This window comes from Pseudomonas sp. HLG18, assembly GCF_051903985.1.
Classification (GTDB): domain Bacteria; phylum Pseudomonadota; class Gammaproteobacteria; order Pseudomonadales; family Pseudomonadaceae; genus Aquipseudomonas; species Aquipseudomonas fluorescens_BT.
This window is the reverse complement of record NZ_CP195831.1, coordinates 5,387,392-5,410,753: the sequence shown is the minus strand read 5'-3', so window position 1 is coordinate 5,410,753 and position 23,362 is coordinate 5,387,392. Positions and strand designations below refer to the sequence as shown.

The following is a 23,362-nucleotide window of genomic DNA, read 5'->3' as shown; positions in this document are numbered from 1 at the left end:
AGGATGGTTGGACATTGACTTATTGTCCACGGGACTTTTCAACGATATTGCTATATGCACTATTCATGTCGCTCATAACTTATTTCGATTCGGAAGAGTCTTGATAACTAACGATTGGCATTGGTCTGTTGCCTTTTCCAGGTGACGGCCAGGTTCGGCCCCAGGCGCCAGACCACCTTGCAACAGGTTGTCCGGATTGAAGCGCTGGTCGCCGACATCGATCAGAAGTCGTAGCGACCGGTGACGCCGAGGGTGCGCGGCGTGCCGAGCAGACCTTCATAGCCGCCGTTGCCGCCGGTCCACAGGGTCGTGTAGTAGGTTTTGTCGAAGGCGTTTTTCAGCCACAGCGAGACATCCCACTGTCCCTGATTGAAATCGCCGCGCAGGCCGGTGGAGAGATTGACCACCGCGTAACTCGGGATCTGGCCGTAGTCGGAATCTTCGACCGTGCCCACCGCTTTGGAGCGGAACGCGTAGCTGCCAGTGACGTAGGGTTGCAGTCCGTTGGCCAGATTCCATTCGTATTTGCCGTTGGCGTTGCCGATCCATTTCGAGGCGCCGACCACCTGATGCCCACTGAGGTCGCAAGAGGCCGGAGCCCCCGGCGCCTGACTGACTTCAGGTGGGCACGGCGCGTCCTTGTACGAGAGGTAACTGACGTCGTTGAACGAGCCGTTGAAGTTCAGCGTCAGACCGCGCAGCGGAATCACGGTGCTTTCGAACTCCACCCCGCGTGAGCGCACTGAGCCGGCGTTGGTCAGGTATTGCACACGGTTGACGTCGTCGTAGGCGTTGGTCTGGTAAGCGTTGACCTGAGTCCAGAACACGTTGGCATTGAGCTGCAAGCGACGATCCCACAGCGTGCTCTTGAAGCCGAGTTCGGCGTTGTTGGCGCGCTCGGTGCCGATCAGCAACGAGTCGGCGCCAGCGGTCGGTGCCGAGCCGACCACCAGGTTGACCCCACCGGATTTCTCGCCGTGAGACAACGTGGCGTAGCCGAGCAGATCATCGGTGAAGCGATAACTCAGGTTGAGCAATCCGGACGGGCTGGAGCTGTACTGATTCAAATCGCCGGAATCGTAGGCGCCGGTCCGGCCGCGTCGTGCGGTGGCAGCAGCACCAGTCACTGCTGCGCCACCCTGCGGCACATCGCGATTGACCCAGGCGTTCTTCTCTTCATAGGTGCCACGCACCCCGGCGGTGAAATCCAGACGCGGGGTCAGGTGCCAGGTGCCTTGGGCGAACAGCGCGAAACTGTCGGTCTTGATGTGGCCACGGCCGACGCTGTTGACGTTGGCCAGCGCACCCCGTGGCGTGCCGTTCCAGATATCTGCCTGCGGGCCGTAATAGGCGAAGGATTTGTTGTCCAGGTCCGAGCCGAAATAGTAGGCGCCGAGGACGTAATCGAAGAACTCGCCCTTGGGCGAGGCGAGGCGAAATTCCTGGGAATACTGCTTGTCCTCCACCGAGACCCCGGCGTTGTAGCTCGCTAGCACGTTGAGGCCATCGTCGTTGCGCGGGGTGAAATTCCAGTAGCGATAGGAACTGACCGAGGTCAGGGTGAAGTCGCTCGGCAGGGTCCAGTTGGCCTCCACCGACGTGCCGCCCTGATGCACGGTGACGTGCTGGTCGCTGTCCAGATTGACCTTGCGGTGCGAGCCGTTGACCAGCGTCGCGCCGGCAGCGGCGGCGCGAGCCGAGTAGAGATTGACGCCATTGATGGTCGGCCCGGTGTTGTACAGCACGCGGGTGCCGGCGCTGGAATCCTCTTCGTTGTAATCACCGATCCAGCGCAGATTGAAGTTTTCGTTGGGCTTGAACAGCAACTGCGCCCGGAAGCCGTCACGGGAACCACCGTTCAAATCGTGGCCGTTGAATTCGTTTTTGATGTCGCCATCGCTACGGGTGCGATAGGCGGAAATTCGCCCGGCCAGTTGATCGTTGAGCGGCCCGGAAAGCGTGCCCTTGGTCTGGAAATAACCGTCCTCGCCGACCGAGGTTTCGATGCTGCGTTCCGGTGTGAAACTGGGCGCGCGGGTGCTGATGTTGATCACCCCGGCGGTGGTGTTCTTGCCAAACAACGTACCTTGCGGCCCGCGCAGGACTTCGAGCTGTTCGATGTCCATCAGGTCGAACACCGCCATCCCCGGACGACCCAGATAAACGTTGTCGATGTACAGGCCGACGCTGCCTTCCAGGCCGTCGCTGGCCGGGTTGTTGCCCAGACCGCGAATCGACACGCTGGACTGGCGCGCATGCATGTAGGCGACGTTGACGCTGGGCACCAGTTGCTGCAGATCCTAGATTCGATAGACCCGTTGCGTCTCCAGAGTCTGGCCACTGACCACGCTCATGGGCGTCGGCACATCCTGAGAACTTTCTTCGCGGCGGCGGGTGGTGACGGTCACGGTTTCCAGTTGCGAAGTGGCGGTCGCGGTCTTGCCTGCCGGTGCCGGCACAGGGGTATCCGTTTCCGCAGCGTAGCCGTGGGTCCAACTGGCACTCCCCGCCAGCAACAGGGCCAGGGGCAGACGTTTGAGCCGTCGTGGCGGCTGCGGTGAAGCGAAGTTCAACGGACTCATGGGGCTGCTCCTGGTGAAAAAACACGCAGACATCTTCCGCGCTGCATATTCTTTTAAGTTATTTATTTATGTTTTTACAAAGATTTACTGCATAAGAGATTGCCTTTATAAGGAGTCCACCTAATGCATATCCAATGCATTTCCCGGATATTTTTTATGTGAAAAATGCATATCGACTTGCGCCAGCTCCGCCACTTCATCGCCCTCGCCGAACAACGCAGCTTCGTCGCCGGCGCGCAGGCGGTGAACCTGTCGCAGTCGGCATTCAGCCGCAGCATTCAGGCGCTGGAACACAGCGTCGGTTGCCAGTTGGTGGATCGCGGGCGCAAGGAATTGCCGCCGACCAAACAGGGGCAGGTGCTGCTTGAACACGCCCGGCGGTTGGTCAGCGGTGCACAGCAGATGGCCAACGAGATCAGCCAGTTCAACGGGCTGGAGGCGGGAGAATTGCGCTTCGGTTGCGGCCCGGCGCCGGCGGCAGGATTGATCCCCCGAGCCATCGGCAGCTTCATCGGCCGTTACCCCAAAGCGCGGGTGCATTACCAGGTCGATGACTGGCAGAGTTTGAGCAAGCGACTGCTGAATGAAGAGTTCGAATTCTTCGTCGCCGACACCCGGCACTTCGAGGCCGATCCGGATTACCTGACCCATCGTTTGCGCCCGCGCAAATGGCATTTCTGCTGCCGCGCCGGGCATCCGCTGGCCGCATCGGATCGGGTCACCGCCGAGCAATTGATGAGTTATCCACTGGCCGTCAGCATCCGTCCACCGAACCTGCGCAAGGTCATCGTCGACCTCAGCGGCCGCCCGGATTTCGTCCCGAACGTGGAGTGCGAGAACAGCGCCAGCCTGCTCGGCGTGGTGCTGCGCTCGGATGCGATCGGTATCGTCGGTGCCTATTCGGATGCGCTGCATCAGGCTCGTGGTGAGCTGGTGTGCTTGAAGATCGAAGGGTTGGCGGATGATCTCGAGGAGTTGTACACGCGCTACGGAATTGTCAGTCGCGCCGGGTATCGGTTGTCACCGTTGGCCGAAGCGATGATCGAGCAGATCAAGGCGATTGATGCGGTGGATGAGGAAGTGTGTTCACTGGACAATTTTGCCGTCTGACGCAACGCCTTCGCGAGCAAGCCCGCTCCTACATTCGAAACGCGTACTCCTGTGGGAGCGGGCTTGCTCGCGAAGAGGCCTGCGCAGGCGCCGATGCATTTCTTGCATGAAACACATTCCCCGAATGCACTTGCCGAACACCCTCGCCGAAAGCGAAAAACCTCGCCTGTCTTTCTGACTGGTGAACCCCATGTCCAACCCGCAAAACCCTGTGCGCAACGTGCTGTACATCATGTGCGATCAACTGCGCCGCGATTACCTGTCCTGCTACGGCCACCCGCACCTGCACACCCCGAACATCGATCGCCTGGCCGCCGCCGGCGTGCGCTTCAGCCGCGCCTATACACAGGGCACGATCTGCGGACCGTCGCGGATGTCGGCCTACACCGGACGCTATGTCAGCAGCCATCAAGTGGCGTGGAACGCCGTGCCGCTGCCGCTGGAAGAACTGACCATCGGCGATTACCTGCGCCCCCACGGCATTCGTACTGCGCTGGTCGGCAAGACCCACGCCACGGCCAATGTGGATGCCTTGCAGCGGCTGGCGATCAACCCTGAAAGCGCCCAGGCTGAAGTGCTCAATGAAGTCGGCTTCGAACCGTACTTTCGTCACGACGGCATCTTCCCCGACGACCCGCTGTTCGATGACAAACGCGAATCCGCGCCGTACACCCATTACCTGCGCGACCAGGGTTTCGAAGGGCGCAACCCCTGGCACGACTGGGCCAACGCGGCCGAAGGCGACAACGGCGAAATCCTCAGCGGCTGGAAAATGCGCAATGCCCATTTGCCGGCGCGAATTCCCGAGCAACATTCAGAGACTGTCTACACTACAAATCGAGCCATCGACTTCATCGGTGAGCAAGGTGAAAAACCGTGGTTTTTACACCTGTCCTATATCAAACCCCACTGGCCCTACATCGTACCGGCGACGTACCACACTTTGTACAGTACGAAATCGATTCTCGAACCGGTACGTAATGCCTCTCCAAGCGACCACCCGGTCTATGAGGCCTTTCGCCAGCATGAGGAAAGCCTGAATTTCTCCAAAGATCCGGTACGACTGAACGTGATCCCGACGTACATGGGCCTGGTCAAACAGGTCGATGATCAGTTGGGGCGGCTGTTCGATTTCCTGCAAAGCAACGGACGCTGGGAGGACACGCTGATCGTGTTCACCAGCGATCATGGCGACTTTCTGGGCGATCACTGGCTGGGGGAGAAGGAGTTTTTGCTGGAGCAAGCGGTGGGCGTGCCGTTGATCGTGCGCGACCCACGTGCGAAGGCGGATGTCACGCGGGGCACAGTCGATGAACGCCTGGCGGAAACCATCGATAGCTTGCCGACCTTTCTCGACGCGCTGGGCGTGGCGGGTGCCGAGCATCGCCTGGAGGGCCGTTCGTTGATTCCGCTGCTGCACGGCGAGAATCCCGACTGGCGTCGCTATGCGATCAGCGAATACGACTACGCCTTCCAGGCCCCCGCGCGGGAGCGACTGGGCCAGCCGATCGACCGCTGCCGCATGACGATGGTGCGCAGCGAGCGCTGGAAATACCTGGCGTACGACGGCTTTCGGCCGCAGCTTTTCGATCTGTTGAATGACCCGCAGGAGCTGCAGGATCTGGGCGCGGATCCGGCGTATGCGGCGGTGCGCGAGGAGCATGCGGGGTATCTGTTCGAGTGGGTGCGCGGGCTGAAGCGGCGCACGACGATCAGTCATCAGGAGATTGATTTGCGTGGGCAGCGGTTTCGTTATGGGGAGCCGGAGACCGAAAAGCTCGTTCAGATTGGCGTCTGGTGAAAGGACTGCGGGCAAGCCGGATGGCCGGCTTGCCCGCGATGAGGTCTTATCAGACGCCGACGATTTCAGCGCCTTTGATGGTCTGGCTACGCTGCCCGTTCGCCCCGACCGGCACTTCTCCTTTGAGCGTCACCCGACGCACCACCCGATCCTGAGTGCCGTAATCATCAATCGCATAATGCTGCGTCGAACGGTTATCCCAGATCGCCACGTCACCGGCCTTCCAGCGCCAGCGCACGGTGTTTTCCTGGCGGATGACATGGCTCTGCAGCAGACCAAACAGATGCGCCGAATCGGCCTGGGAATAGCCCTTGATGCGCTTGACGAAGTGCCCCAGCAGCAAGCTCTTTTCGCCGCTGATCGGGTGCACACGCACCACCGGGTGCTCGGTCTCATAGACGGTCGAGGTGAAGATCTTGCGATAGCGCTCGAGCTTCTCCGCCGACACGTCCGGCTTCGCTCCGGCGTAGTCGTATTCGTTGCTGTGCACAGCCACCAGTTTGTCCGCCAGTTCACGCAGTTCGGTCGGCAGTTCGTTGTACGCGGTCGCGGTGTTCGCCCAGAGGGTGTCGCCGCCGAACGCCGGAGCCACCACCGAGCGCAGGATCGAGGCTTTCGGGTAGGCATCGACGAAGGTCACGTCGGTGTGCCACGAATTGGCGCGCTGCCCTTCGGCGCCGTCCAGTTCCAGCAGATAACGGGTGCCCTCGCGAGACGGCACGGTCGGATGCGCCACCGGCTCTCCGAGCAGGTGCGCAAAGGCTTCCTGACGTTGATCGTCGAGCTGGGTCTGCTCGCGGAAGAACACGACCTTGTACTGGATCAGCGCCTGTTGAATGGCTTCAACCGTCGCGGCATCCAGCTCACCGGACAGGTGCACGCCACGGATTTCGGCGCCGATACGGCCGGCCACCGGATGAATGTCCAGCGCGTGGACAGCGGGTTTTACAGCGAGTGCGGCATTGCTCATGGGTAGACCCTCATCAACTGCTTGCGGTTTGACGGCAGCGAAACAACGCTCTATCTATATTCCATTTTCATCTAATAGATATTCACATGCTTCGTTGACGGAATAAGAGCTTGCATTTAAAACCTCAAGCAACCTCGTCGCAAATGCCTTCGAGCTATTTTTAGGATGCCGGAAAAGCATATGGATCTTCGCCAGTTGCGCTACTTCATCGCCCTCAACGAACACCGCAGTTTTGTCCGCGCGGCCGACGCCATGGGCATTACTCAACCGGCGTTCAGCCGCAGCATTCAAGGGCTGGAGCAGGAGTTCGGCTGTGTGCTGGTGGATCGCGGCAACAAGGATCTGCGCCCTACCCCAGAAGGCCAAGTGGTGCTGCAACACGCCCTGACCCTGGTGCAGGGCGCGGCATTGCTCAGCGCCGAAGTGACGCAGATGACCAAGCTCGACGCCGGCGAACTGCACTTCGGTTGCGGCCCGGCGCCGGCGGTGAAACTGGTGCCGGACGCGGTGGCGCAATTCATCAATGCGCACCCGAAAGTACGCACCCGCTTTCAGGTGGATAACTGGGAAAAGCTCAGCCGCGCCCTGAGCCGCGAAGAGATCGAATTCTTCATCGCCGACATCCGTCATTTCGAATCCGACCCGAACTTCCAGACCCAACCGCTGACGCCCAAGCGCGGGGTGTTTTTCTGCCGGCCGGGGCATCCGCTGCTGGCCAAGGAAAGCCTGTCGACCAACGACATGTTCGACTATCCGCTGGCGACCACGCTGATCCCGCCGGGCATTCGCAAACTGCTGGCGAATCTCAGCGGGCGGATCGATTTTTCACCGACCATCGAGACCGAGCATTTTCCGGCGCTGGTGAAAGTGGTGCTGCAATCCAACGCGATCGGCGTCGGCACCGAAGAGGCGTTTGTCGAGGACATTGCCCAAGGCTCGCTGGCGCTGCTGCACTGGCGCAACCTGCCGCAGAACCTGGAGAGCATGAACGCGCGGTGCGGGATTGTGAGCCGCACGGGATTCCGGCTGTCACCGGCGGCGCGGGCGATGATCGAGACGTTGGTGGCGGTGGATAAACAGGAAATCAGCGTCGCGGTTTGAGAGGTCATTCCCACGCTCGGCGCGGGAATGACCGCATGACTCAGAGTTTCACAGCCGCCAGCTCAGGCGCTACCCACTCGTTCACCTTGAACGGCTTGCGAATCAGCTTCTGCTGCGCCGCCAGATCCACCTTGCCCTGCAGGTTTTCGAGGAATAACGGGTCCAGTGTCGACGGGAATACTTCACTCAGGTTCTGATCCTTCAGATCCTGGGTCAGGATCACCGGCGGATAACTCGCGAGTTCCGAGACCAGTTGCACGTAGGCGTCCTTGTTGCTGTCCTGGGTCAGCCACTCCACGGCCTGCTGCTGCGCCTTGAGCAGCTTCGCCACGGCTTCCGGATGCCCGTCGACAAATTTGCCGGTACCCACCAGCACCGACTGCACACTGCCAGCGCCGCCAAGGTCTTTGGTGTTAAGCGGCAACTCGGCCAGGCCTTTGGCCTGCAACGCGGTTAGCCCAGAGCTGCCCCATGACGCATCGATCTGCTTCGCCGCCAGCGCGGCAACCGCTGCGTTGAAATCGAGGTTGATCACTTTCACGTCCTTCTCGCTCAGGCCCACACTGGCCAACGCGGCATCGAACGACAACTGGGTCGCAGTGCCGCGGAAGATCGCCACGCGCTTGCCCTTGAGATCCTGCAGCGTCTTGATCCCCGAACCCGGCACCACGCCCAGGTATTGCTTCACACCCCGGGCGCTGGCGCTGAGCAGGCGCGTATCCAGCCCGTTGGACTTGCCGATGATGGCCGCCAGATCTCCGAGATAGGCCAGGTCCACCTGGCCGTTGGCGAACGCCTCGTTGATCACCGGTCCGGCGCCCTTGAAGAAACTCCACTGAATCTTGATGCCCTGATCGGCGAAGGCCTTTTCGAAGATCTGCTGATCGCGCAGCACGTCCACGATGCCCCCACCGCTGTGCTGGGTGCCGGCGCTCAGATCCGGCACGGCAATCCTGATCTCCTTGAGCTCGTCGGCCTGGGCAGAGAACGCCAGCAGACCCGCCAGTGCCGGCGCGGCAAACAGACTGATGACACGTTTGAAGGGAAGGTTCATGGGTGCGGCTCCTGATCACGGCGGGCATTGAGGAGCCGAAAGTAGGCGCAATCCGTACCAGCACTTAAATACTTAAAACGCACATTTTTATAGCTTTTCAAGCTAAGTCAGCAAAATCGGGACATGCAGAGCGGTATGCATGGAGAGCATCGAAAATATTCTTCGAATGCATTGGATGCGTGCAGGGCTGGAGGCCTTAAATGGCGCTGCTTATCTCCAAAATTGTTATTTTTCAATTCGCTTATAACAATTAGTTTTCAGCTAATTCCGCTGACACGATCCAACCCGACAACGGAGGTCACCCATGGCCCGTGAATCCCTGCTCAGCTTGCCACTGGCCGCACCGCCGTTGAAAAGCCGGCGCACCTGGCCACGCCTGAGCCAACGCGTTTTACCCTGGATATTACCGCTCGGACTGTTCGCCCTGTGGTGGCTGGCGGCGCGCAATCAATGGATGAGCGAACAGATCCTGCCGGCGCCGTCACTGGTGTGGAGCAGCGCGATCGAGCTGTCCCAGGGCGAGTTGTGGAGTCATTTGTGGATCAGCCTGCAACGGTTGTTCTGGGGCCTGCTCGCGGGCGTTTCCGCCGGCGCAGTACTCGGCGCGGCGCTGGGCTTCAGCCGTCGCCTCGAACGCCTGATCTTCCCGACCTTCGCCGGCCTGGCCCAGGTGCCGACGCTGGCGTGGATTCCGCTGTTCATGGTGTTTTTCGGCATCGGCGAAACGCTGAAACTGGTGGTGCTGGTCAAGGCCATCGTGGTGCCGGTGACCCTGCACACGCTGGTCGGCGTGCGCGATGCGCAACCCAAATTACGTGAAGCCGCCGCTGTTTTACGTTTGCCGCCACGTCTGTTGATCCGCCGACTGGTGCTGCCCGCCGCCCTCCCGGCGTTCATGGCCGGCGTGCGCCTGGCGCTGGCCGCTGGCTGGACTTCATTGCTCGCGGTGGAACTGCTGGCCTCCAGCGAAGGCATCGGTTACCTGATGGTCTGGGCGCGACAGCTGTTCATGCTCGACATCGTTTTTGTGTGCATCGTGGTGATCGGCCTGATCGGGGTGGCGATGGATCGCGGCATCGGCATGCTGGACAGAAAACTGGTGCACTGGCCGCACCCGGCCACGGCGGAAATTCGTCGTGGCCCACGCTACGAAGGCTGGCAACGCGTGCAGCCGTGGCTGCTGCCGCTGGCGCTGTTTGCGTTGTGGCAACTGGCGGTCGATCAACAATGGATTGATGCCAACATTCTGGTCAGCCCGTGGGTGGTGCTTGAGGCAACGAAAAACGGATTGCTCGACGGTACGTTGATCTCGGGCATGGCCCTGAGCCTGGGCCGCACACTCGGCGGCTTGTTGATTGGCGGCGGCCTCGGCCTGGTTCTGGGCTTGTTGCTGGGTCTGTCGCGCACCAGCGAACGCGTACTCGGGCCGACCCTCGCCGCCCTGCGCCAGATCGCGATTTTCGCCTGGGTACCGTTGCTCACCGCCTGGTTCGGTCTGGGCGAATTGGCGAAGTGGGTGTTCGTCGCCCTCGCCGCTTTCTTTCCGTTGTTTGTCGCGACTCAACGCAGCGTCGCCAACCTCTCGCCACAGCTCAACGAAGCCGCGCAGGCCCTGCGACTGAGCCTCGCCCAACGCCTGCGTCGACTGGTATTGCCGGGCGCTGCGCCGGGGATTTTCGCCGGCCTGCGCCTGAGCCTGATCTACGCCTGGCTGGGCACCATCGGCGCCGAATATTTCATGCCGTCCAACGGCGGCATCGGCAGCCAGATGATCGGCGCCCAACAACTGCTGCGCATGGACCTGATCATGGCCGGGATGCTGCTGGTCGGCCTCACCGGCGCCCTGCTCAACCTCATTGGCCAACGCCTGGAAATCCGCGCCACCCGCTGGAGACACGCATGAACGCACCGATTGTCAGCTTCAACCATGTAGGCAAATCCTTCGACGTCGACGGTTTCGAACTGGAGGCGATTCGCGAATTCAACCTCGACATTGCCGAGGGCGAATTCGTCGCTATCGTCGGCTCCAGCGGCTGCGGCAAATCCACTTTGCTGCGCTTGCTGGTGGGCCTCGACACGCAGTTTCGCGGGCAGATCACAGTCGATGGCAAAGCCGTCAGCGGCATCGGTGGCGAGCGCGGCATCGTGTTTCAGGAGCACCGTCTATTCCCGTGGCTGACGGTGGCCGACAACATCGGTCTGGGCTTGGTGAACGAGCCGCTGGCTGCCTCCGAAAAGCAGCAACGCGTCAACGATTTCATCGAACTGGTAGGCCTGCGCGACTTCACCCGCGCCTATCCGCATCAACTTTCCGGCGGCATGGCCCAGCGCGTGGCGATTGCTCGCGGCCTGGTGGCGAGCCCACGGATCCTGTTGCTCGACGAACCTTTCGGCGCCCTCGACGCGCTGACCCGCCAGCAGATGCAGGACGAACTGCTGGCGATTCGCGAGCGGGCAAAGATCACCACGATTCTGGTCACCCACGATGTCGAGGAAGCGATTTTCCTCGCCGACCGCGTGGTGGTCATGGAGCCGCGCCCGGGCCGGATCAAACAGGTGGTGGACATCGCCCTGCCCCATCCGCGCCAGCGCAGCAGTTTCGACTTCCACCAGTTGCGCGAAGAACTGCTGCACGAACTGACCAGTGACGACCATTACCAACCGAGCGCACCGGTGCAGATCCGCGATCTGCCGCTGTCGTTCATTGCCTGCTGAACAGGAGCCTGTCGATGCCGCAACGTCCCAACTTTCTGGTGATTCTGGCCGATGATCTCGGCTTCTCCGACATCGGAGCCTTCGGCGGCGAAATCGCCACGCCGAACCTCGATGCGCTGGCCAACAATGGCTTGCGCCTGACCGACTTTCACACCGCACCGACCTGCTCGCCGACCCGCTCGATGCTGCTCACCGGCACCGATCACCACATCGCCGGCATTGGCACCATGGCCGAAGCCCTGACCCCGGAACTGATCGGCAAGCCGGGCTACGAGGGTTACCTCAATGACCGTGTCGTCGCGCTGCCGGAGTTGCTGCGTGAGGCCGGTTATCAGACTTTGATGAGCGGCAAATGGCACCTGGGCCTGACCGCCGAACTGGCGCCCCACGCCCGCGGTTTCGAGCGTTCGTTCTCGCTGCTGCCCGGCGCGGCGAACCATTACGGATTCGAACCGACCTACGACGAACACACGCCCGGCCTGCTGAAATCCACCCCGGCGCTGTACATCGAAGACGACACCTTCATCGACGAATTGCCGAAGGATTTCTATTCCTCCGACGCCTTCGGCGACAAGCTGTTGCAGTACCTCAAGGAGCGTGACCAGAGCCGACCATTCTTCGCCTACCTGCCGTTTTCCGCGCCGCACTGGCCGTTGCAGGCGCCCGCCGACATCGTCGAAAAATATCGTGGCCGCTATGACGCGGGACCGGAAGTGCTGCGCCTCGAGCGTCTGGAAAAACTCAAATCGCTGGGACTGATCGAGCCGGATGTCGAACCGCATCCGCTGATCCAGCTGACTGCGCAATGGGACGCGCTGAGCGATGAACAAAAACGCATTTCCGCCCGGGCGATGGAAGTCTACGCAGCGATGGTCGAGCGCATGGACTGGAACATCGGCCGCGTCGTCGATTATCTGCGTCAACAAGGTCAGCTCGACAACACCTTCATCCTGTTCATGTCCGACAACGGTGCCGAAGGCGCGCTGCTGGAAGCCTTCCCGAAATTCGGTCCGCAGCTGGTGACGTATCTGAGCCAGCATTACGACAACAGCCTCGACAACATCGGCCGTGCCAATTCCTACGTCTGGTACGGACCGAACTGGGCGCAGGTGGCAACCGCACCGTCACGCCTGTTCAAGGCCTTCACCACCGAGGGCGGGATTCGCGTTCCGGCGCTGCTGCACTATCCGCAGCTGCCGTTGAAGGGGCAGATCAGCCATGGTTTCGGCACGGTGATGGACATCACGCCGACCATTCTCGATCTGGCCGGCGTGCGCCATCCCGGCAAGCAGTGGCACGGTAAAACGGTGGCGCCTTTGCGCGGTAAATCGTGGCTGGGGTTCTTGTCCGGCGAGACGGCGCAGGTGCATGACGAACACACCGTCACCGGGTGGGAACTGTTCGGGCGCCGGGCGATTCGGCAGGGGCAGTGGAAAGCGGTGTGGATCCCCGGCCCGGTGGGGCCGGCGACCTGGCAGCTGTACGATCTGAGCAGTGATCCGGGGGAGATTCATGACCTGGCGTCGAGCCAGCCGCAGAGGCTTGAAGCGCTGATCGAGCATTGGCAGCGGTATGTGGAGGAAACCGGGGTGATTCTGAGTGAGTCGCCGTTTCAGCCGGATTGAGGGGGACAAGATCAAGAGCTCCCCTCACCCCAGCCCTCTCCCCCAGGAGAGGGAGCAGACCGAGGTGTATTGCGTTATACGTCGACCTGGAAAACCGAGTCGATTATGGATTCAGCACATCAGGATCACGTCGGCGTTCTTCTCCAATATCCCCCAATCAGTCCCCTCTCCCCCCGGGAGAGGGTTAGGGTGAGGGTGAGGGCTGGTTCTCAAGCCGAACATACAAAGTCAATTCACCTCAATTGCCTTCCCCGCCAACCCTTCATTTTCCTTGCGAACAAACCGGTTCGCCCGCCCGAACGTCCCGAAATCGTTAAACCGAACCCCCATCTCCCGCATCACCTTATGCGCCACCGGCACCGTCAGCTGGCGAATGTAGAACGGCTCCTTCACCACAAAATGATGAATCCCGTGACTGCTGCCGAAGTTGAAGCAGAACACCTGCAACGGCCACAGCCACCACGGGTTCAACACTTGGCACTGCTGCAGCACATTACCCGGCTCCACATCCCCGTAGTAATGCATGTTCGAACTGATGAAGTGCAGGCAGAAGGTGCGCAACACGTTCGGGCCGATGATCACCACAGCGGCGATGTCGATCACTTGCATCACCGACAACGTGGTCGCCGACCATTCGATCGGCGAGCCCATCAAGTAAGCGATGCCATTGGCCGCGTGGAAGCCGAGAAACACATACCACGCCCCCCAATGCACCAGCGCCAGCGGCGCGTAGACCTTCAGCGTGCGTTTGATGATGCTGAACTTGTGCGCCCAGGTCTTGGCCCGGAGCATGCGGATGAACGCCGACATCACGTTGTCGCCAACCATCAGCAACCGCGCAAAACCCCAGGGTTCGCCATTGGTGATCGCCCGCTCTTCCATGTCGGTTTCGGTGCCGGACACCTTGTGATGATTGAGGTGCAAATGACGGCGGATCCAAGGGTTGATCGTGCTCGGCCGCGCCAGCCACACCAGGCCCATCATCAGGTTGTGCGGCACACGCTGTTTGCGGAAATACATGCTGTGGATCAGGTCGTGTTCGAGTTCGTGGGTCAGCGAAGCGAAAAAGGCGTTCAATAGCAAGCACACCCACCACGCCAATTGCCCGGTGATATAGAGCGCCGCCGATCCGATCATCCCGGCCAGGGCGAAGGCCAGAATTCCCGCACCAAGGGCATCCTGATGCTTGAGAATCGGGTAGCGCTCGCGCAGCTCGACGCCTTTGGCCAGCACCACTTCGCGAATATGCGCTGATCGCTGGGCAGCATTGTGTCGCTGGGGACTTGCAGAAGTACGGTCCATGCTTCCATCCTCTGATTATTGATGTTCGTATCCTGCCCCGCGCGGACTTCAAACGCGGTAGCCGAGAACGCCAACCTGTTGACCGGAAGCGCCAATCAGCATGAAGGAACCGACTTCTCTCGCCAGCTGGACGCGCGCCCTGCGCAAGCAACTCGACGCGCTGGGGCTGGACAGCACTGCCCTGTGCCAGCAGGCCGGGCTCGATCCGCAACTGATGGACGACCCGAACGCCCGCTATCCGTTGTCCGCGACCACACGCCTGTGGGAAATCGCAGTGCAGGTCAGCGGTGATCCGGCGATCGGTTTGCGGGTGTCGCGGTTTGTCAGCCCCACGACCTTTCATGCGCTGGGCTATGCGTTGGTGGCCAGCGGCAGCCTGCGGGAAGTGTTCGAGCGGATCGTGCGTTATCACCAGGTGGTCAGCGACGCGCTGGAACTGGAGCTGACCCGCACCGAAGACCGCTATCGGTTTCGCCTGAAGATCCCGGTCGACAACCCGGCGCCTGCCTTCGAAGCCATCGACGCCTTCGCCGCGATCTACGTGCGTACCTGCCGCAATCGCCTCGGCCGCGACTACGCGCCACTGGCGGTGTACCTGCGCCGCCCGGAACCCACCGATGCACATCAATGGCACAAAGTGTTCCGCTCGCCGGTGCATTTTTCAGCCGAAGAAGACTGCATCGAGTTCGCCCTCGCCGACTTCGACAGTCACCTCGACGACGCCAACCCGGAACTGGCCGAGCACAACGAAGCGGTGCTCAAACGCACCCTCGCCCAGCTCCAGCCCCTGACCTGGGAGCGCAAGGTGCGCGACGCCATCGAAGAACAACTGCCCGAAGGCGAGCCCAGCGCCGAACGCATTGCCCAGGCTCTGCACTTGAGCCTGCGCAGTCTGCAACGGCACCTGGCGGACGAGGGTTGTCGCTTCGACACTCTGCTGAATGAAAGCCGCGAAAACCTCGCGCTGCTGCACCTGCGCGATCCGCAATGCTCGCTGAGCGAAGTCAGTTATTTACTGGGATTTGCCGACACCAGCAGCTTCAGCCGGGCGTTCAAGCGCTGGACCGGGATGACGCCGGGGCAGTTTCGGGATCAGTTGCGCTGACGGGGCTGGAATTTGTTCTGAATCGACCAGCCTCTTCGCGGGCAAGCCCGCTCCCACAAGGATTGGGGCGTACAAAAATCCGCGTCACACCTCGACCATTGTGGGAGCGGGCTTGCCCGCGAAAGCGCCCGTCAGACCAACATAAACCCCAGTTCAAACACGGTGCCATTTGCATCACTGCTGACCCGCACCCGCCCCCCATGCAACTGCATGATCGACTGCACGATCGCCAATCCCAATCCGCCGGAATCTCCCGGTTCGGCGCGGGACGGGTCGACGCGGTAGAAGCGGTCGAACAGTTTGCCCAGATGCTCCTGCGCGATGACCGGGCCGAGGTTATGGACCTGCAGCCAGCACACGCCTGGCTCATCGCGCCGGCGCAGGCTGATGACCGAGCCGGCATCGGCATGGCGCACGGCGTTGGCCAACAGGTTGCCCAAGGCGCGTTGCAGCAGTTGTTGATCCGCCAGCAGTTCACCGCTGAACGTGTTTTCGAGGCGGATTTCCCGGTCATCGGCCAGGGCTTCGAAGTAGTCGCACAACTCTTCGCCGATGTCGTGCAGCTTGAGCGTGCGCAGATCGAGCGCCCGTTCGGCCTGCTCTGCGCGGGCGAGAAACATCAGGTTTTCGGCCATGCGTTTGAGCCGTTCGAACTCTTCCATGTTCGACGCCAGTACATCCTGATACTCGGTGCTGGTGCGCGGGTAATTCAGTGCCTGGCCGTTGCTTGCCAGCAAGGTGTGCAGGGGCGTGCGGATTTCATGGGCGAGGTCGGCGGAAAACTGTGAGAGACGCTGAAAACCGTCGTCGAGCCGCCCGAGCATGCCGTTCAACGCTTGTACCGGCTCCAGCAATTCGGTTGGCGTGCCGGTGGTGGGAACCCGTTGGTCGAGGCTGCGCAGGTCGATGCCACGCAGCGCCTCACTCAGCTTGCGCAGAGGCCGCAAACCGCGGCGCAACAGTACCAGGCCAAGGGTGAAGGCGAGCACGGCACCCAGTCCGACGGCCAGATACAAACGCAGGCGATAGCTGCCGAGCATCTGCTCGCGCTCGCTCAAGACCTTGCCGGCGATCACGGTCAGCGATTCGCCGTTCGGGCCTTGGGCCTGACCTGACAACAGGGCCAGTTCGACGCCGTCCGACGCTTGCCAGATCAGCACATCGCTGCGTTGCGGCGGTTGATCCCGGGGGATGGCCGGCACCGACGGCAGTGCGCGTTGGCGAGGGTTGATCGTGATCACATTCGAGCCGTCAGCGCGTTGCACCAGCAGCAGACTGTCGAGGTTGCCGAGCATGTTCTGGTACAGCCGTGGCCGCGCCTGCAAGGCGTCGAGGCTGTCGCTGTCGGCGAGCAATGCGCGTACTTGCTCCAGACGACCGAGCAACGCCATGTCGTCGCGCCAGGCAAGTTCCGAGGCCAGCGAGCGATACAGGAACACGCCGATCGCGCCAAGTACCAGCGCACAAACGGCGGCGAATGCCAGGGCAAGGCGCCAGGCGATCGACCTAGCGCGCATCGTCGGGCGCTTCGAGTTGATAACCGACCCCGCGCACGGTGTGGATCAGTTTGGGCATGTACGGATCATCGACTTTCGAACGCAGCCGGCGCACCGCGACTTCGACCATGTTGGTGTCACTGTCGAAATTCAGGTTCCACACCTGCGAAGCGATCAGCGTGCGCGACAGCACTTCACCCTGACGGCTGGCGAGCAAATGCAGCAGGGCGAACTCCTTGTTGGTCAGGGCGATGCGCTGGCCGCCCCGGCTGACCCGACGGCGCAGCACGTCGATTTCCAGATCGGCGATGCTGTACGACTCGGCTTCGCGCATCGGCCCACGCCGTAGCAACGTCCGTACCCGTGCGAGCAATTCGGCGAAGGCGAATGGCTTGAGCAAATAGTCATCGGCCCCCAGCTCGAGGCCGCGCACGCGGTCCTCGATGGCGTCCTTCGCCGTCAGGAACAGCACCGGCGTGGCGCCGCGCTGGCGGATCAGCTGGAGCAATTGCCAGCCGTTGAGGCCCGGCAGCATCACGTCGAGGATGATCAGGTCATATTCCTGCTGCTCAATAAAGTAGCGACCGTCGAGGCCATTCAGCGCCACGTCCACGGCAAAACCCGACTCTCCCAGCCCTTTGGCGATGAAGTTCGCGGTTTTGGCTTCATCTTCTACGACCAGCAAACGCATGGCACACCTCGATTGATCAGAAGCACAGGCTAGGCCCCTTCGGCGACGTTGCCCATTACAAACATGTAATCCGACTGACGAGGTTATGACGGGGACCGGCGGATAAGGTGGCGGCCTTCGCTTTTGGAGCCTGCCCATGACCGCTAAATACTTGATCGCCAGCCTGGCAATCAGCCTCGGCGCCACCGCATTCGCCGCACCTGAGCTGCCCCGTCATGCCGACCTCGATCTGAAAACCGCACGGCGGCTGGCCGATGCAACGCTGGAAAACTGCACTGGTACGGTGTCGGTGCTCGACCGTGGCGGCAACCTGCTGGTGACTTTGCGCGGCGACGGTATCGGCCCGCACAACACGGCTGCCAGTCAGCGCAAGGCCTACACCGCGCTATCGACGAAAGCCCCGACCCGGGTGTTTGCCGAGCGCGCACGCAGCAATCCGGAAACCGCCAACCTCAATACCCTCGATGAATTGCTGTTGCTCGGCGGCGGCATCCCGTTGTTCGCCGGAAAAGAACTGGTCGGCGCCATGGGCGTGGCCGGCTCCGGCGGCGGTGAGCAGGACGAAGCCTGCGCAATGAAGGCTGCCAACATCGTCGGCCTGTCCATCAACCGTACTTGAACCCAGGAGCATCACCATGACCCCACTGCGCATCACTTTTGCCGCGCTCGGCCTGAGCGCTTTTTCGAGCCTGGCGCTGGCTGCCGGCAACCCGCTGAGCGTGCACGTACTCAATCTGGAAAACGGCCTGCCGTCGCCGGGCATCAACGTGACGCTGGAACGTCATGTCGGTCAGGACTGGCAGCCGCTGGCGCAGGGCACCACCAATGAACAGGGACGGATCGCCGAACTGTTCCCGGCGAACAAACCGTTCGAGGCGGGTGAATACCGGGTGGTGTTCAAGACCGGCGAGTACTTCGAGAAGACGAAGCACGAGACGTTTTTTCCGGAGATTCCGGTGATTTTCAAAGTGAAGCAGACGGATCAGCACTATCACATTCCGCTGCTGCTGAGCCCGTATGGCTTCTCGACCTATCGCGGTTCGTAGCTCAGACAGATTCGGCAAGAAAAGCCCTGCCCCATCGACGGCAATATTGGATGATCAGGGTCTTTTCTTCTTCGCAAACTCTCCTACCGCCGCTGTGTCGGAAATCAGCTTGCGGACCCGATGTTCATTAATTGACCTTGAACTTGAAAAACGGGCTCCATTCAGACCTTTCACGATTATCCATCTGTACCGCGAAAGCCTGATATTCAGCTTTGGGCAGTGTCGCTTTGACAGACCAAGTACCATCCGGGCCGACTAGAGCTGAAGCAAACGGATCACCATCAATCGGAACTTCCATGATCCATACCCGCCACCCAGCCAGACCAGTACCAGAGAATTCAACCGGGTTGTTGACGTCACCCTGGGGTTTGACAACGACTGGTGCGGGGACGCTTTTATTGACAGGGAGGTCAGAGTAATCAGCGGTGCCGGCAGCTTTACTGTTCATCGGGTCCAACTCCTTTTGTGGTCATATTCGACCCACCTCTTGTACACCGCCCGATATGCGTCCGCTACTGTCAGATCTGACAGGTGGCGCGCAGTTTTTCCATGTCCAGAATCTCGATTTCCCCATAACCGAGACCAATGATTCCCTGATCTTTCAGGTCCTTGAGGATCTGGTTGGTGGTCTGCCGCGACAGCGACAGCATCGATGCCAACTGTTCCTGGGGCAGTTGCAGCACACGGCGTGGCGGGTCAAGTTCGCCGTAGCCTTCGGCAATCATCAGCAGGCGGTGAGCCAGACGCGCCGGGGCCGGCAACAGGCTCAGCTGTTCAAGATTGATGAAGGTCAGGCGCAGTTTGTGGCTCATCAACAGCGCGAGATGCCGCCAGTAGACGGGTTGCTCGTCGAGCAATTTCAGCAGCGTAGCCTGGGGAATGTTCAGCAGCGTACAAGGCCCGACCGCACAGGCATCGTGGGTGCGGGGCTGGCCGTCGAACAGGCAGATTTCGCCGAACCAGTGCGGCGCCTCCACCAGGCTCAGCAGCGCCTCCTTGCCCTGCTCGCTGACTGCGCCGATGCGTACCGCGCCATCGAGCACCGCGTACAGCCCGCACGGCGCATCACCGCGCTGGAACAGCCGCTGCCCCGCCGCCAGCCGCCGCTCCCGGGCCGCCGCCAGCAGACTATCCTGAAAGGACAGCGGCAGATGACTGAACCATTGCCCGGTCAACAGGCGCTCGCGCCAGACCTTATCCATGCGTTCTCCTAAAGATTGTCGCCTGCCTGACAGAACGAGCCGTGAACCCGGGGCATGATTCGATCACCCTACAGGAGGAACAACAATGAAAAGCCTCGTCGATCATTTGAGTCAATACGCCGCTTACCACCGTGACCCGCGCAACATTGCCAGCCACTTTATCGGGATTCCGCTGATTGTGGTGGCGGTGGCTGTGCTGTTGTCGCGGCCGGAATGGTCGGTGGGCGGGTTGTGGATTTCACCTGCCGTTATCCTGGCACTGGCCTCAGCATGGTTTTACCTGCGACTGGAAGTGAAGCTCGGGGTTTTGATGACGGTGCTGATGGGGCTGTCGGTCTGGGCCGGGCATGTCCTGGCGCAGCAGAGCACCCTGGTCTGGCTGAGCGCAGGTCTTGCGATGTTTGTGATCGGCTGGGTGATCCAGTTTGTCGGGCACCACTATGAAGGGCGCAAACCGGCGTTTGTCGATGACTTGAGCGGGTTGATCGTCGGGCCGTTGTTCGTGGTGGCCGAGCTGGCGTTCATGCTCGGGATGCGCCATGAGCTGAAAGAGCAGATCGAGGCGCGGGCGGGCGTGGTGCGGGTCAATCCGAATCGCGCGGCTGTCTAGACCGCCATCGCTGGCAAGCCAGCTCCCACAAGGGTCCGGTCGTTCACAAATGTTGTGTTCGCCGTAAAACATGTGGGAGCTGCGGTGCGACGACTCGACTTGCCCGCGATGCTTTTAAAGGTTGGCGACTTTCTGCCAGACCTTCGGTTTGAAGAACAGCGTCTCACCCTTGGCCAACCCGGTCAGGCTGTCGTGATCTTTCACCACTTCCGCTTCGATCAGATCGGTTTGACCTTCAACCTTCAACGTCACCCGCGTGGTCGCGCCCAGCGGCCGGATATCGCGGACTTCAGCGGCGTGGTGATCCTCCAGTTCATGCCGCGACAGCGACACTTCGTGCGGGCGGAACAGCACGTGGTTGTCATCCCCCAGATGCAGGCGGTTCGAATCGCCGAGGAAGTGATAGACGAAATCGCTGGCCGGGTTTTCGTAGACGTCGCCCGGTGAGCCGATCTGTTCGATCACACCCTTGTTCATCACCACGATGCGGTCGGCCACTTCCATCGCTTCCTCCTGATCGTGGGTCACAAACACCGACGTCAGGTTGATGTCTTCGTGCAGGCGCGCCAGCCAGCGCCGCAGCTCCTTGCGCACCTTGGCATCGAGGGCGCCGAACGGCTCGTCGAGCAGCAGCACTTTCGGCTCCACCGCCAAGGCTCGGGCCAGGGCGATACGTTGGCGCTGGCCGCCGGACAATTGCTCCGGATAACGATCCGACAGCCAGTCCAGTTGCACCATGTTCAGCAACTCGTGAACCTTGGTCGCGATCTGGCTTTCGCTCGGGCGCTGGTTTTTCGGCTTCATGCGCAGGCCGAATGCGACGTTGTCGAACACCGTCATGTGGCGGAACAGGGCGTAGTGCTGGAACACGAAACCGACGTTGCGATCACGCACGTCGTGACCGGACACGTCTTCGCCGTGGAACACGATGTTGCCGTTATCCGGGGTTTCCAGACCGGCAATAATGCGCAGCAAGGTGGTCTTGCCGCAGCCGGACGGGCCGAGCAGCGCCACCAGTTCACCGCTCTGGATGTCCAGGCTGATGTTGTCCAGCGCCTTGAACGCATTGAAATTCTTGCTGACGTTACGCACTTCGATCGACATGAATTATTCCTCCGCGGCGCTGGCGCGCAGGCGGTTGATACGGTTTTCGCTCCACTGCTTGAGCAGCAGGATGAAGAGCGCCAGGATCAGCAACAGGCTCGCCACGGCGAACGCGGCCACGTGGTTGTATTCGTTGTAGAGGATCTCGACGTGCAGCGGCAAGGTGTTGGTCACCCCGCGAATGTGCCCGGAAACCACCGACACCGCACCGAATTCACCCATGGCCCGCGCGGTACACAGCACCACACCATAGATCAGGCCCCATTTGATGTTGGGGACGGTCACGTGCCAGAACATCTGCCAGCCATTGGCGCCGAGCAGACGCGCGGCTTCTTCTTCCTGAGTGCCTTGTTCCTGCATCAGCGGGATCAGCTCACGGGCCACGAACGGCACGGTGACGAAGATCGTCGCCAGCACGATGCCCGGCAGGGCGAAGACGATCTGGATGTCGTGATCCTGCAGCCACGGCCCGAACAGGCCCTGGGCGCCGAACATCAACACGTAGACCAGACCGGCGATCACCGGCGACACCGAGAACGGCAGGTCGATCAGCGTCACCAGCATACTCTTGCCACGGAACGAGTATTTGCTCACGCACCAAGCGGCGCTGACGCCGAACACCAGGTTCAGCGGCACCGAAATCAGCACGGCGATTACAGTGAGTTTCAGGGCCGACAGGGCATCCGGCTCAAAGATCGCCGTGAAGAAGGCACCGAGGCCGTTCTTCAAACCCTGCGACACCACGATGAACAGCGGCAGCAGCAGAAACAGGAAGAAAATCAGCCAGCCGAGGCCGATCAGAATCCGCCGCGAAGTGGCACTGCCACGCCGGGCAGCGTTGGCCGAGGACGCGGCCGCAATAGACGATTGGGACATGGTTCGCGCCTCCTTATGGGGTTTCGATGCGCCGCTGCAGCAAGTTGATCAGCAGCAACAGGACGAAGGAAACCACCAGCATCAACACGCCGATGGAGGTAGCGCCGGTGTAATCGTACTGGTCGAGCTTGACCATGATCAGCAACGGCAGGATCTCGGTTTTCATCGGCATGTTACCGGCGATGAAAATCACCGAACCGTACTCGCCGACGCCCCGGGCGAACGCCAGGGCGAAACCGGTCAGCCAGGCCGGCAACAGCGCCGGCAGCAGGATGTGGCGGAACACCTGCAACGGTTTGGCCCCCAGGCACGCCGCCGCTTCTTCGACTTCACGCGGGATGTCGGCCAGCACCGGCTGCACCGTGCGCACCACGAACGGCAGCGTCACGAAGGTCAGCGCCAGGGTGATTCCGAGTGGGGTGTAGGCGATTTTGAAACCGAGGTCGGCGGCGAACTGCCCGACCAGCCCGGTCGGCGTGTACAGCGCCGTCAGCGCAATACCGGCCACCGCGGTCGGCAGGGCGAACGGCAGATCGATCATCGCGTCGATCACCTTGCGCCCCGGGAACGTGTAACGCACCAGCACCCAGGCCAGCAACGTGCCGATGATGCCGTTGATGATCGCGGCGCACAGAGCAGTGCCGAAACTCAGCTTCAGTGCAGCAAGAACGCGGGGCGCGGAGATGATCGTCCAGAACTGATCCCAGGTGAGTTGGGCGGCGTGGACGAACATCGCCGCCAGCGGGATTAGCACAATCAGGCTGAGGTACACCAAGGTGTAGCCCAGCGTCAGCCCGAAGCCGGGTATGACGGGGGAGATACGACGCGACATAAAAGTCCTTGGTTAAAAACGCATCAATGTGGGAGCAGGCTTGCTCGCGAATGGGCCCTATCATTCAACATTTACGTCGTCTGACACACCGTCTTCGCGAGCAAGCCCGCTCCCACATGGTTTCGTGCCTGAGCATCAGG

The 23,362-nt window shown here is 61.2% G+C and carries 20 protein-coding genes and 1 pseudogene; 10 read left to right on the top strand and 11 right to left on the bottom strand.

The genetic code is table 11. The features are described 5' to 3' along the window. Nucleotides 1–221: 221 nt before the first annotated feature. A pseudogene (locus ACSPX5_RS24880) lies at nucleotides 222–2,582 on the bottom strand (TonB-dependent receptor). A gap of 165 nt (nucleotides 2,583–2,747) precedes the next feature. On the opposite strand from ACSPX5_RS24880, the gene ACSPX5_RS24875 reads away from it, so the two are divergent. Both ACSPX5_RS24875 and ACSPX5_RS24870 read left to right on the top strand, forming a co-directional pair. Then, nucleotides 2,748–3,692, top strand: coding sequence for a LysR family transcriptional regulator (locus ACSPX5_RS24875; protein WP_439820447.1), 945 nt, complete (start codon nucleotides 2,748–2,750; stop codon nucleotides 3,690–3,692). A gap of 190 nt (nucleotides 3,693–3,882) precedes the next feature. Next, nucleotides 3,883–5,493 (top strand): alkaline phosphatase family protein, encoded by a 1,611-nt coding sequence (locus tag ACSPX5_RS24870; protein WP_439820446.1) that lies wholly within the window; start codon nucleotides 3,883–3,885, stop codon nucleotides 5,491–5,493. 49 nt (nucleotides 5,494–5,542) lie between these two features. On the opposite strand, the gene ACSPX5_RS24865 is transcribed toward ACSPX5_RS24870, so the two are convergent. Beyond that, entirely contained in the window at nucleotides 5,543–6,463 is a 921-nt protein-coding gene (locus tag ACSPX5_RS24865) for a TauD/TfdA dioxygenase family protein (RefSeq protein ID WP_439820445.1), read from the bottom strand. Nucleotides 6,464–6,643: 180 nt separating this feature from the next. Between ACSPX5_RS24865 and ACSPX5_RS24860 the strand changes: the two genes are divergently transcribed. Then, nucleotides 6,644–7,564 carry a LysR family transcriptional regulator gene (locus ACSPX5_RS24860; protein ID WP_169428362.1) on the top strand — a complete coding sequence of 307 codons (921 nt, stop codon included), beginning with the start codon at nucleotides 6,644–6,646 and terminating at the stop codon, nucleotides 7,562–7,564. Between the two features lie 40 nt (nucleotides 7,565–7,604). Here the strand turns inward: ACSPX5_RS24860 and ACSPX5_RS24855 are convergent, their stop codons facing one another. Then, nucleotides 7,605–8,618, bottom strand: coding sequence for an ABC transporter substrate-binding protein (locus tag ACSPX5_RS24855; RefSeq protein ID WP_439820444.1), 1,014 nt, complete (start codon nucleotides 8,616–8,618; stop codon nucleotides 7,605–7,607). A 304-nt stretch (nucleotides 8,619–8,922) separates the two neighbouring features. Here ACSPX5_RS24855 and ACSPX5_RS24850 point away from each other — a divergent pair, with 304 nt between their 5' ends. Genes ACSPX5_RS24850 through ACSPX5_RS24840 form a run of 3 tightly spaced genes read left to right on the top strand, consistent with a single transcriptional unit; the run spans nucleotide 8,923 to nucleotide 12,958 of the window. After that, nucleotides 8,923–10,521, top strand: coding sequence for an ABC transporter permease (locus ACSPX5_RS24850; protein ID WP_439820443.1), 1,599 nt, complete (start codon nucleotides 8,923–8,925; stop codon nucleotides 10,519–10,521). Then, nucleotides 10,518–11,333: an ABC transporter ATP-binding protein gene (locus tag ACSPX5_RS24845; protein WP_323161025.1), complete on the top strand. Its 816-nt coding sequence runs from the start codon at nucleotides 10,518–10,520 to the stop codon at nucleotides 11,331–11,333. The genes ACSPX5_RS24850 and ACSPX5_RS24845 overlap by 4 nt, the downstream gene beginning before the upstream one ends. A 14-nt stretch (nucleotides 11,334–11,347) precedes the next feature. Further along, nucleotides 11,348–12,958 carry an arylsulfatase gene (locus tag ACSPX5_RS24840; protein WP_439820442.1) on the top strand — a complete coding sequence of 537 codons (1,611 nt, stop codon included), beginning with the start codon at nucleotides 11,348–11,350 and terminating at the stop codon, nucleotides 12,956–12,958. Between the two features lie 228 nt (nucleotides 12,959–13,186). Here the strand turns inward: ACSPX5_RS24840 and ACSPX5_RS24835 are convergent, their stop codons facing one another. Beyond that, nucleotides 13,187–14,260 carry a fatty acid desaturase gene (locus tag ACSPX5_RS24835; RefSeq protein WP_439820441.1) on the bottom strand — a complete coding sequence of 358 codons (1,074 nt, stop codon included), beginning with the start codon at nucleotides 14,258–14,260 and terminating at the stop codon, nucleotides 13,187–13,189. Nucleotides 14,261–14,360: 100 nt separating this feature from the next. Between ACSPX5_RS24835 and ACSPX5_RS24830 the strand changes: the two genes are divergently transcribed. Further along, nucleotides 14,361–15,365, top strand: a complete 1,005-nt coding sequence (locus ACSPX5_RS24830) for an AraC family transcriptional regulator (protein ID WP_169428358.1) — start codon at nucleotides 14,361–14,363, stop codon at nucleotides 15,363–15,365. A gap of 131 nt (nucleotides 15,366–15,496) precedes the next feature. On the opposite strand, the gene ACSPX5_RS24825 is transcribed toward ACSPX5_RS24830, so the two are convergent. Together ACSPX5_RS24825 and ACSPX5_RS24820 are read right to left on the bottom strand one after the other, a co-directional pair. Then, nucleotides 15,497–16,882, bottom strand: coding sequence for a heavy metal sensor histidine kinase (locus ACSPX5_RS24825; RefSeq protein WP_439820440.1), 1,386 nt, complete (start codon nucleotides 16,880–16,882; stop codon nucleotides 15,497–15,499). Then, nucleotides 16,872–17,552: a heavy metal response regulator transcription factor gene (locus tag ACSPX5_RS24820; RefSeq protein WP_039772967.1), complete on the bottom strand. Its 681-nt coding sequence runs from the start codon at nucleotides 17,550–17,552 to the stop codon at nucleotides 16,872–16,874. The genes ACSPX5_RS24825 and ACSPX5_RS24820 overlap by 11 nt, the downstream gene beginning before the upstream one ends. A gap of 136 nt (nucleotides 17,553–17,688) precedes the next feature. Here ACSPX5_RS24820 and ACSPX5_RS24815 point away from each other — a divergent pair, with 136 nt between their 5' ends. Both ACSPX5_RS24815 and uraH read left to right on the top strand, forming a co-directional pair. Beyond that, complete coding sequence (locus ACSPX5_RS24815) at nucleotides 17,689–18,171, top strand: GlcG/HbpS family heme-binding protein (RefSeq protein WP_439820439.1); 483 nt, start codon at nucleotides 17,689–17,691, stop codon at nucleotides 18,169–18,171. Nucleotides 18,172–18,187: 16 nt separating this feature from the next. Then, nucleotides 18,188–18,598 carry a hydroxyisourate hydrolase gene (gene uraH, locus ACSPX5_RS24810; protein ID WP_169428355.1) on the top strand — a complete coding sequence of 137 codons (411 nt, stop codon included), beginning with the start codon at nucleotides 18,188–18,190 and terminating at the stop codon, nucleotides 18,596–18,598. A 127-nt stretch (nucleotides 18,599–18,725) separates the two neighbouring features. On the opposite strand, the gene ACSPX5_RS24805 is transcribed toward uraH, so the two are convergent. Both ACSPX5_RS24805 and ACSPX5_RS24800 read right to left on the bottom strand, forming a co-directional pair. Further along, complete coding sequence (locus tag ACSPX5_RS24805; protein WP_169428354.1) at nucleotides 18,726–19,046, bottom strand: hypothetical protein; 321 nt, start codon at nucleotides 19,044–19,046, stop codon at nucleotides 18,726–18,728. A gap of 70 nt (nucleotides 19,047–19,116) precedes the next feature. Then, nucleotides 19,117–19,800, bottom strand: a complete 684-nt coding sequence (locus tag ACSPX5_RS24800; protein ID WP_439820438.1) for a Crp/Fnr family transcriptional regulator — start codon at nucleotides 19,798–19,800, stop codon at nucleotides 19,117–19,119. Nucleotides 19,801–19,885: 85 nt separating this feature from the next. On the opposite strand from ACSPX5_RS24800, the gene ACSPX5_RS24795 reads away from it, so the two are divergent. Then, nucleotides 19,886–20,410: a DUF962 domain-containing protein gene (locus ACSPX5_RS24795; protein WP_439820437.1), complete on the top strand. Its 525-nt coding sequence runs from the start codon at nucleotides 19,886–19,888 to the stop codon at nucleotides 20,408–20,410. A 114-nt stretch (nucleotides 20,411–20,524) separates the two neighbouring features. On the opposite strand, the gene ACSPX5_RS24790 is transcribed toward ACSPX5_RS24795, so the two are convergent. Genes ACSPX5_RS24790 through cysT form a run of 3 tightly spaced genes read right to left on the bottom strand, consistent with a single transcriptional unit; the run spans nucleotide 20,525 to nucleotide 23,222 of the window. Next, complete coding sequence (locus ACSPX5_RS24790) at nucleotides 20,525–21,514, bottom strand: sulfate/molybdate ABC transporter ATP-binding protein (RefSeq protein WP_169428351.1); 990 nt, start codon at nucleotides 21,512–21,514, stop codon at nucleotides 20,525–20,527. Between the two features lie 3 nt (nucleotides 21,515–21,517). Further along, on the bottom strand, nucleotides 21,518–22,390 hold the full coding sequence (gene cysW / locus ACSPX5_RS24785) for a sulfate ABC transporter permease subunit CysW (protein WP_064361637.1): 873 nt from the start codon (nucleotides 22,388–22,390) through the stop codon (nucleotides 21,518–21,520). A 13-nt stretch (nucleotides 22,391–22,403) separates the two neighbouring features. Continuing rightward, on the bottom strand, nucleotides 22,404–23,222 hold the full coding sequence (cysT, locus tag ACSPX5_RS24780; RefSeq protein WP_007952818.1) for a sulfate ABC transporter permease subunit CysT: 819 nt from the start codon (nucleotides 23,220–23,222) through the stop codon (nucleotides 22,404–22,406). Nucleotides 23,223–23,362: the final 140 nt, after the last annotated feature.

Bases quoted from the DNA above. Each gene is read 5' to 3' on its own strand.
- ACSPX5_RS24875 (WP_439820447.1), top strand. From the start codon at position 2,748: ATGCATATCGACTTGCGCCAGCTCCGCCACTTCATCGCCCTCGCCGAA.
- ACSPX5_RS24870 (WP_439820446.1), top strand. From the start codon at position 3,883: ATGTCCAACCCGCAAAACCCTGTGCGCAACGTGCTGTACATCATGTGC.
- ACSPX5_RS24865 (WP_439820445.1), bottom strand. From the start codon at position 6,463: ATGAGCAATGCCGCACTCGCTGTAAAACCCGCTGTCCACGCGCTGGAC.
- ACSPX5_RS24860 (WP_169428362.1), top strand. From the start codon at position 6,644: ATGGATCTTCGCCAGTTGCGCTACTTCATCGCCCTCAACGAACACCGC.
- ACSPX5_RS24855 (WP_439820444.1), bottom strand. From the start codon at position 8,618: ATGAACCTTCCCTTCAAACGTGTCATCAGTCTGTTTGCCGCGCCGGCA.
- ACSPX5_RS24850 (WP_439820443.1), top strand. From the start codon at position 8,923: ATGGCCCGTGAATCCCTGCTCAGCTTGCCACTGGCCGCACCGCCGTTG.
- ACSPX5_RS24845 (WP_323161025.1), top strand. From the start codon at position 10,518: ATGAACGCACCGATTGTCAGCTTCAACCATGTAGGCAAATCCTTCGAC.
- ACSPX5_RS24840 (WP_439820442.1), top strand. From the start codon at position 11,348: ATGCCGCAACGTCCCAACTTTCTGGTGATTCTGGCCGATGATCTCGGC.
- ACSPX5_RS24835 (WP_439820441.1), bottom strand. From the start codon at position 14,260: ATGGACCGTACTTCTGCAAGTCCCCAGCGACACAATGCTGCCCAGCGA.
- ACSPX5_RS24830 (WP_169428358.1), top strand. From the start codon at position 14,361: ATGAAGGAACCGACTTCTCTCGCCAGCTGGACGCGCGCCCTGCGCAAG.
- ACSPX5_RS24825 (WP_439820440.1), bottom strand. From the start codon at position 16,882: ATGCGCGCTAGGTCGATCGCCTGGCGCCTTGCCCTGGCATTCGCCGCC.
- ACSPX5_RS24820 (WP_039772967.1), bottom strand. From the start codon at position 17,552: ATGCGTTTGCTGGTCGTAGAAGATGAAGCCAAAACCGCGAACTTCATC.
- ACSPX5_RS24815 (WP_439820439.1), top strand. From the start codon at position 17,689: ATGACCGCTAAATACTTGATCGCCAGCCTGGCAATCAGCCTCGGCGCC.
- uraH (WP_169428355.1), top strand. From the start codon at position 18,188: ATGACCCCACTGCGCATCACTTTTGCCGCGCTCGGCCTGAGCGCTTTT.
- ACSPX5_RS24805 (WP_169428354.1), bottom strand. From the start codon at position 19,046: ATGAACAGTAAAGCTGCCGGCACCGCTGATTACTCTGACCTCCCTGTC.
- ACSPX5_RS24800 (WP_439820438.1), bottom strand. From the start codon at position 19,800: ATGGATAAGGTCTGGCGCGAGCGCCTGTTGACCGGGCAATGGTTCAGT.
- ACSPX5_RS24795 (WP_439820437.1), top strand. From the start codon at position 19,886: ATGAAAAGCCTCGTCGATCATTTGAGTCAATACGCCGCTTACCACCGT.
- ACSPX5_RS24790 (WP_169428351.1), bottom strand. From the start codon at position 21,514: ATGTCGATCGAAGTGCGTAACGTCAGCAAGAATTTCAATGCGTTCAAG.
- cysW (WP_064361637.1), bottom strand. From the start codon at position 22,390: ATGTCCCAATCGTCTATTGCGGCCGCGTCCTCGGCCAACGCTGCCCGG.
- cysT (WP_007952818.1), bottom strand. From the start codon at position 23,222: ATGTCGCGTCGTATCTCCCCCGTCATACCCGGCTTCGGGCTGACGCTG.